Raw genomic sequence first — 7,661 nt, 5'->3', positions numbered from 1 at the left:
TAATGACCAATCTATTTAATTTACATGACCGGATTTCGAAATGTTAAAATTACAATACATTAGTAGATATTATAGTCAGTTGACTAAAGAAATGGATGGAAAAGATTTGGGTGAGAAAATGCCGGATAAGATGGAAAACTGTGATGAAGAAATCTATTACAGGCCTACGGTACTTAAGTCCGGGGTATAGTGACTTGCACAACCACCCACCCCAGCGCAAATTATAAATAATACACTCTCAAGTATAATACTTATGAGTGTATTCATCAACAGGCAGAGAGAACTCTCGCTCCTCAACCAAAGGTTCGACAGCACCAGAGCCGAATTCATGGTAATATACGGCAGGCGGAGGATAGGAAAAAGCGAACTCATAGACCAGTTCACAAACAATCGAGGCATCCGCCTCCTGGCCCGTGAAGAATCAAAAACCCTCCAGCTTAGGATATTTGCACACAAACTCGGGGAATTCTTTAATGACGACCCGCTGAAAAAGACCGAATTCACAGGCTGGGACGGATTTTTTGAATACCTCTCAAGCAGGGCAGAGGATAGAATCGTAATAGCCATAGACGAATTCCCATATTTGGTCAAAGAAGACCCAAGCCTTCCATCCATCCTGCAAGATTACTGGGACAACAAACTCAAAAATTCAAATATCTTCCTGATACTGTGCGGCTCAAGCATCTCAATGATGGAATCAATGGTAATGGGATACAGCAGCCCGCTTTATGGAAGAGGGACAGGGCAGCTGTTCATCAAGCAGATTCCCTTTATCCACATACTTGGTTACATAAAGGACATTAAAAAAGCAGTCGAATTCTATTCAGTATATGGCGGAACACCTGCATATATTATGGAGGCTGACCCAAAAAAAGATGTTTTCACAAATATAGAGCATAACATCCTGAGAGAAGATTCATTCCTGTACAGGGATGTTGAGTTCGTACTTAGGCAGGAACTGACAGAACCCAGGTACTATTTCTCAATCCTGCTTTCCCTGGCAAAAGGCAATCACAGAATCGGGCTGATAGTCAATGATACAGGTCTTAGCATAAGCATAGTGAACAAATACCTCTCTGTATTAATTGACCTCCAGCTTGTTTACCGAACCGTGCCTGTTACCGAGAGCTACAAAAGCAGAAAAGGAATGTATATCCTTGCCGACAATTTATTTGATTTCTGGTTCAAGTTCGTATATCCTGAAATGGAGGATATCGAAAAAGGAAAAGGAAATGCCGTTATTCAAAGCATAAAGCCACAATTTAACCGGTACGTGGGGAGACATTTTGAGAACATTGCCCAGGAAATTCTCGAGATGCTAAACGAGAAAGAGCTCCTTCCTTTTCGATTCACGAGGATAGGAAAATGGTGGCATAAAGAGCAAGAGATCGATATAGTGGCATTTAATGAAAAAAGCAAACATATCATTTTCTGCGAATGCAAATGGAGCGACAAGGTCAATGCAAGCGAAGTCCTTGAGCATCTAAAAGAAAAGGCGAGCTTGGTTCCAATTGAAAAAGAAGGGGAGTATTATATTATATTTGCAAAGGGATTCAAGACAAAAATAACAGGGGATAATGTAATATTATATGACCTGAAATATTTGGAGCAGTTACTTCTTTAAGCCACTTTTTGTCGAAAAGGACTCGTTGTCCCATTTGCAGATCCATAACCCTCCAGCCATGTGCAGGAAGTTATCGAGAATATGGGGCTGGGGAAAAGCTGTGAGGGGAGGATACTTTTACCGCAACTGCGAATTGTTATAAAACCTTCAGTGAATTATATTTTCTATCTGCGTTCAACAACAATATTACTCTTAACCAATGACCCATTGGTCCTATTACGATCATATCTCTATAACCTGCAGATCATACCCGATCTCAACAGGACACTTGCAGGCATCAGCCAGCACCTTTACCATTCCGATTTCGAATCCTTTGGTCTGTGGATAAAGATGTGTGAGTACGATTTTTCCCACTTCTCTTCCTTCGAGCATTACAGCCAGTGTTTTTGGCGTGGTGTGGTTCGTTACCTCAAAAGTATCAGGAAATGAACACTCGTGAATTAACAGATCAATTCCATTGATGGCGTTTGCAATATCAATTCCTGGTTCAGTATCACCTGTATATAACAATGACTTTCCACGGACTTTCACTTTATAGCCCAAAGATGGCATCATGTGAATAGTCCGGACACACTCCACTTCCAGCCCATCCACATTTATTACCTTATCGCTAACGAGTTCATTTACCTGAATCTCAACTTTGTCCTGCATATATGAGTAAACAGCAAGCAGGTCATCCAGCCATTGCCTGGTACCTGCAGGACCCCATAAATCAGTATGAGTAACATCACAGAGCCAGTTAGCCTTAATAAGAGCCAGCAGGTCTCCACAGTGGTCAAGGTGCAGGTGGGTCAGGAACACATTGGAAATATCGGTATGCTTATACCCGCTCTGGTATATGCGCTGCAGCACCCCACATCCGCAGTCAAACAGCACGGGACTGTCCCCTTCCACTATCAGGCCGGATTGGAAGCGTTCTGCCTGGGGTATAGCCACACCGGTGCCCAACAACGTTATCTTCATGACAGGTACCTCAGGTCAGTGACGTAGCGATCTGTTCTACTGTATCTACCAGCAGATCCACTTCTTCGGGAATGTTATATGCACCAAATGATGCCCTGACCGTACCGTCCACTTTCAGGAAATGAATAGAAGGAATCGCGCAGTGATGTCCGCTTCGTACACATATCTTCCTGGTCTCGTCCAGTATCATAGCCACATCATGCGGGTTCAGGCCGATCACATTGAAGGGCACAACAGCAGCCCTGTCCGGGGGGCCGTACACCTCAACCTTATCGATCTCAGCCAGTCGTTTAGCTGCATCTCTTGCCAGTGCTACTTCATGTCTCTCAATATCTGAAATTCCCAGGTCCTTGACATATTCCACTCCCCTGCCCAGGCCGATCACTCCCGGGATGTTGGGTGTACCTGCTTCGAACCGTCCCGGGGCCTCCTCAAGTTCATAACTGTCTTCTGAGACCGCGAACACTGTTCCGCCTCCAATATAGGTGGGTTTGATCGATTCAGTATCTTTTATATATAATACTCCTGTCCCCTGGGGCCCCAACAGGCCTTTATGGCCAGGCACTGCTAAAAAATCACAGTCTACTTTACTCACGTCAAAGGGCATGTGACCCACACTCTGGGCCGCGTCTACCAGGGCCAGACAGCCATTGTTATGTGCGATCCTGGTAATCTCTTCCACATCCATTATAGATGCAAATACATTTGACACGTGGGTAATGGCTATCAGTTTGGTTTTATCGTTAATGACTGCGGCGATATGTTTTGGATCGACCATTCCATACTGGTCAGGATCGACCACTGTAACCTCTACGCCTTTTTCTTTTAATCTGAACCATGGAAGCAGGTTTGAATGATGCTCCACAAGAGTTGTCACTATATGGTCACCAGCTTCCCAGTCCAACCCGTGCGCCACCATATTGATGCTTTCTGTAGTGTTGCGGGTAAATACCGTATGCCCGTAATCTCCTCCAAGAAATCCTGCAACCATTTCCCGGGCATCTTCATAATGGTTCGTGGTCTCCCTGGCCAGCCTGTGCGCGCCCCGGCCGTAGTTCCCTGCATATTTGAAAAAATAATCTGACATGGCTTCTACTACCTGTCTTGGTGTCTGTGTGGTGGCTGCGCTGTCAAGATATACTACATTTTCAAGGACAGGGAAATCCTGGCGGATCTGGTAAGGATCAAACATATGAATTGCTATTATGTGTTTAACCTGAAATATATTTGCCAGGTATCTCAGGGTTTTCTCATTTTTAGGTGCATTTTATATAATTAGCTTTCCAATAATCTTGACAATGAACTCCGATGTAGTATTGAAATTAGGAGGCAGTCTCATTGATTGTGTGTCTAATCTTATTAACAAAATCAATGAACATGCTAAAAAGGAAAACCGGTCTGTTCTAATTGTTCCCGGGGGTGCCGTATTCGCCAATAATATTCGTACATTCCAGGCGACAGCAGGAATTTCTGATGAAGCGGCTCACTGGATGGCGGTACTGGCAATGGAACAATATGCATATTACCTTGCAGACAGGACAGGGATCTCATTTTCCGAGGACCTGGAGAGCAAGAACACCGGTGTAAACATTCTATTGCCATACCAATTGCTGCACAAGATTAACAGTGGTCTGGACCATTCCTGGGATGTAACTTCAGATACCATTTCTGCCTGGGTTGCCCGGAAAAGCGGTAGAAGCCTGATAAAGGTTACCGATGTGGACGGAATTTATATTGATGGGGACCTGTTATCACAGGTCAATGCAGCTGACCTGGTGGACAGGGATGCTACCTGTGTGGATAAGGGTCTGCCTTCTTTTTTAGTTGAACATAACATGGACTGCATGATGGTTAATGGTAAATATCCTTCTCGTGTGCTTGCAGCCCTGGATGGCGACACAACAGTGGGTACTTTGATATCAGGTTAGAGCAAGTTTTAAGTCAATATAATCATACTACTATCGAAATCCAAAAAAGGAGAATCAGAAGATGGCACAAGCAGATAGCTGCATTTCATGCGGAGTTAAACTTATTGAGAAAGGATATATTCGCTTCCCATGCCCTTCATGTGGAAGAGAAATAGGAAGATGCGTAATGTGTAGGCATCAGAGCAATACATATTCATGTCCGGGTTGTGGATTCCAGGGACCGTGAAAACAATGGGTGATGTAGCAGCTAAAATGAAGATCATGCCTGCAGGCGTGGAGACTGACCTGGAAACATTAAAGCAGAGGTTGGAGGCGGTAATACCTGAAGGCGCAAAGCTTCACGGCTTTTCAGAAGAACCTATTGCCTTTGGCTTGAAAGCCATTATTGCTGTTATTATTGTAGGTGATATTGAGGGCGGCACCGAGCAGGTTGAAGAAGCTTTTGCGGCAGTGGATGAAGTAGAGAGCGTTTCAGTCGTGGAACTGGGACGTCTGTAATATTAAATATTAAGAATTATTGGGGTATTATAACCCCATTTAAGTTTTTTTGGGCTCGTAGATCAGGGGAAGATCGTCACGTTCGCAACGTGAAGGCCGCGGGTTCGAATCCCGCCGGGTCCATTTGGGAAAGTCTTAATTTATTAGATCCACTCTGACAGTTCTACCTTCAATTACATCTTCTTCTAAAACTTCAATATTTTTTGAAATGCTGGAATTATTAATTAAAATTTTATAAGACTCTAAAGGCCTGGTCTCATAAGGCGTTCCACTGGTAGAATATGGGAGAGTTATTTCATACCAGCCAGTTTCATTTGAAATGACTTGATTGGAATATGTAAAGGTTCTATTACGATTGGAAATAATGTTTATCTGAGCGAAAATAACTTCATTTGGTGATGCAAACCCTTCTAACTTTGCCCCTTCTACATATTCAAATATTTTGATAGATTTAACTGCCTGTTTTTCCCAGTTTTTTATGTTAGATTCATTCGATTCATATACCAGTCGAAAAGATCCAAGATTTAACCCATCATTCATATATAAAGACCATAGCATCACATTTATTATTTTTTGATCTAAAAAACTATACTGTCTCAGTCCGGAATCACTCTCATTACTAACAAATGTGGCATAATTGTTGGTTTGTTCACCAGCGATTAATGCTATTGTCTGGAATTTATTTAACAAATCATCACTGATTATAATATACCGCACATTTCTTTTATCTAATATTGACTTAGCTTTTGATTCATCTGCTTCAACAAAAAATCTGGCAGTATCATCTATTCCTACCTGAAAATTATTAGATACTACCGGGCGATCTGCAAGATAGAGTATCCAATTGCCGTAATCCCACCAGCTTAATATACCATATTCAGGTGTTTCCAGAGGAGCATTGATAAATGATGTTTGTGGTGTATTGTCTTTAAGCCAGTTTAACGATTCGTTCCAGTCAGATGAAGGAATCATCGGGTCAGTTGCTATGGAAACCCCGTTAAAAAAATTAGGCAGGATAATAACTATCGCAATAATACTAAGAACAGTCCACTTCCACCACTCTTCTCGTCGGACAATTTTTTTATTTTCTCTGGATGAAATTTTCTTGCGTATTTTTTTACTTATTATTTTTGTTTCATTTATTTTTAACGTCTTGAAACTCATTAAAATAAAAAATCCGGTCAATAATGCAATGTTAATAACCAAAAGGTACATGAAACGCCTTTGTAATAGAGTAAGTGAAAATATAACCAAAGTCCAGATTGAAAAGAAAACCATTTCAGGTGGGTAGGATTCTTTTATCATCATTCTATTAAATACTATAAATGCCCAGATGGCCACATAGAAACTTAATGCGAAATTATACCAGAGAGGAAATAGAGTAAATATTTCACCATTATAAAATAAAGGTTGAGCCTCCTGAATGGTCCCAAGTACTATTCCTTCCCGGAATAAATATGAGATACCCGTACTCATTGAGTTAAATATTGAAGATGAAATAATTTTTGTAAGAAACATCCCAATTACTGCAAGCAATAAGATCGTTATAGGATAATTCCACCAGACAATATTCTTAGATTTAATGATTCCGGAAATAAGACTCATTATTAAAATTATTACAATAGCACCTGCAAGAAATACTACCTGGAATGACGAAAGAAACATTGCACTTATTTCAAATCCAGGTCTACCCATAATTATTATTAATGGAAAAATTAGAATCAGAGTAACTAGTAGTGTGGTAATAGATATTATTGTAAGATATTCAGAGGACCTGTTTTCTTTGATGTCAGCATTGAATTGCACCATCGCATAAAGGACTATGAGGCCAATAAAAATAGGTGATCCGATCCAGGTTAATAATGATATTGTAAAAAAAATGCCTGTAAATGCTGCATATATCAAAGGTCTAATGTAGGGATTTTTAACTCCTTTTCGTAACTCTTTCAGTGACAGGTCATAAATATCCGGGAATTTTAAAGCAGCTATAAAAAAGGCATAAGCGGAAGTCGAGAGCAGTATTTCAGCTACATGGTGATCTAAAGCACCGAAAAGTGATTTACTAATATGTGCGGGAAGAATTGCAAGCATAAAAACACTTAATAAAGCAACATTTTTATTGAAAATCTTTGAAGCTATGAAATATACCGGTATGAATGTTAATATTCCTAAAATTAACGGGAAAAATGCTGCTGACAATTCAACACTGATCTTATTTTGCGAGAGAAAGCTTATGATCATGGCTAAAAGCGATGCAGCCTGATCAAATAAGGGCGGCCATCCTATCTCGGATCCATAAGGATAATTGATGTAATTATCAAATGTGATTGTATCAGGAAAATTGGAAATGGTGTATAATATCCTCCTCATATGGTAATAGGAATCAAAGCCGATTAAACTGATCGAACCATTGACAAAAACTTTCGAATATGATAATAATCTGATACAAACTGCAATAAATGATATTATAATGAAAAACAGAAACGACCTATATTTCAAAAAAAAATCATGTTTTTTCATTGGTTGTTTTTATTATTTATATGGCATAAATAACTTATTATTATGGATTTAATTACTATTGTAACAAAAAAGTGGATCTCCTCAAGATTGAGTGGGTAAATATTGAATCGGATTTACAGGAGATCGCA

At 40.4% G+C, this 7,661-nt stretch carries 7 protein-coding genes and 1 tRNA gene; 5 read left to right on the top strand and 3 right to left on the bottom strand.

Annotated features, from left to right (window positions below; genetic code table 11):
• Positions 1–253: 253 nt before the first annotated feature.
• Entirely contained in the window at positions 254–1,624 is a 1,371-nt protein-coding gene (locus tag IBX40_09275; GenBank protein ID MBE0524504.1) for an ATP-binding protein, read from the top strand.
• Between the two features lie 222 nt (positions 1,625–1,846).
• On the opposite strand, the gene IBX40_09270 is transcribed toward IBX40_09275, so the two are convergent.
• Positions 1,847–2,587, bottom strand: coding sequence for an MBL fold metallo-hydrolase (locus IBX40_09270; protein ID MBE0524503.1), 741 nt, complete (start codon positions 2,585–2,587; stop codon positions 1,847–1,849).
• A gap of 10 nt (positions 2,588–2,597) precedes the next feature.
• Positions 2,598–3,779: a cysteine desulfurase gene (locus IBX40_09265; protein ID MBE0524502.1), complete on the bottom strand. Its 1,182-nt coding sequence runs from the start codon at positions 3,777–3,779 to the stop codon at positions 2,598–2,600.
• Between the two features lie 106 nt (positions 3,780–3,885).
• Between IBX40_09265 and IBX40_09260 the strand changes: the two genes are divergently transcribed.
• The 4 genes from IBX40_09260 to IBX40_09245 all read left to right on the top strand — a co-directional run bounded on the left by IBX40_09260 (position 3,886) and on the right by IBX40_09245 (position 5,136).
• Entirely contained in the window at positions 3,886–4,515 is a 630-nt protein-coding gene (locus tag IBX40_09260) for an amino acid kinase (GenBank protein ID MBE0524501.1), read from the top strand.
• Between the two features lie 61 nt (positions 4,516–4,576).
• Positions 4,577–4,741, top strand: a complete 165-nt coding sequence (locus IBX40_09255) for a DUF1610 domain-containing protein (protein MBE0524500.1) — start codon at positions 4,577–4,579, stop codon at positions 4,739–4,741.
• A 5-nt stretch (positions 4,742–4,746) separates the two neighbouring features.
• Complete coding sequence (locus IBX40_09250; protein MBE0524499.1) at positions 4,747–5,013, top strand: elongation factor 1-beta; 267 nt, start codon at positions 4,747–4,749, stop codon at positions 5,011–5,013.
• A 51-nt stretch (positions 5,014–5,064) separates the two neighbouring features.
• Positions 5,065–5,136 (top strand) — tRNA-Ala (locus IBX40_09245).
• A 12-nt stretch (positions 5,137–5,148) separates the two neighbouring features.
• Here IBX40_09245 and IBX40_09240 read toward each other — a convergent pair.
• Positions 5,149–7,533 (bottom strand): oligosaccharyl transferase, archaeosortase A system-associated, encoded by a 2,385-nt coding sequence (locus tag IBX40_09240; protein ID MBE0524498.1) that lies wholly within the window; start codon positions 7,531–7,533, stop codon positions 5,149–5,151.
• Positions 7,534–7,661 lie beyond the last annotated feature (128 nt).

The sequence above is a fragment of the Methanosarcinales archaeon genome (assembly GCA_014859725.1).
In the GTDB taxonomy this organism is placed as follows: domain Archaea; phylum Halobacteriota; class Methanosarcinia; order Methanosarcinales; family Methanocomedenaceae; genus Kmv04.
The sequence above is the reverse complement of the archived record's forward strand: the minus strand, read 5'-3'. Positions and strand labels throughout refer to the sequence as shown.

What these genes read in the sequence shown, in the direction of transcription:
- IBX40_09275 (MBE0524504.1), top strand. Translation starts at nt 254, where the DNA reads ATGAGTGTATTCATCAACAGGCAGAGAGAACTCTCGCTCCTCAACCAA.
- IBX40_09270 (MBE0524503.1), bottom strand. Translation starts at nt 2,587, where the DNA reads ATGAAGATAACGTTGTTGGGCACCGGTGTGGCTATACCCCAGGCAGAA.
- IBX40_09265 (MBE0524502.1), bottom strand. Translation starts at nt 3,779, where the DNA reads ATGTTTGATCCTTACCAGATCCGCCAGGATTTCCCTGTCCTTGAAAAT.
- IBX40_09260 (MBE0524501.1), top strand. Translation starts at nt 3,886, where the DNA reads ATGAACTCCGATGTAGTATTGAAATTAGGAGGCAGTCTCATTGATTGT.
- IBX40_09255 (MBE0524500.1), top strand. Translation starts at nt 4,577, where the DNA reads ATGGCACAAGCAGATAGCTGCATTTCATGCGGAGTTAAACTTATTGAG.
- IBX40_09250 (MBE0524499.1), top strand. Translation starts at nt 4,747, where the DNA reads ATGGGTGATGTAGCAGCTAAAATGAAGATCATGCCTGCAGGCGTGGAG.
- IBX40_09240 (MBE0524498.1), bottom strand. Translation starts at nt 7,533, where the DNA reads ATGAAAAAACATGATTTTTTTTTGAAATATAGGTCGTTTCTGTTTTTC.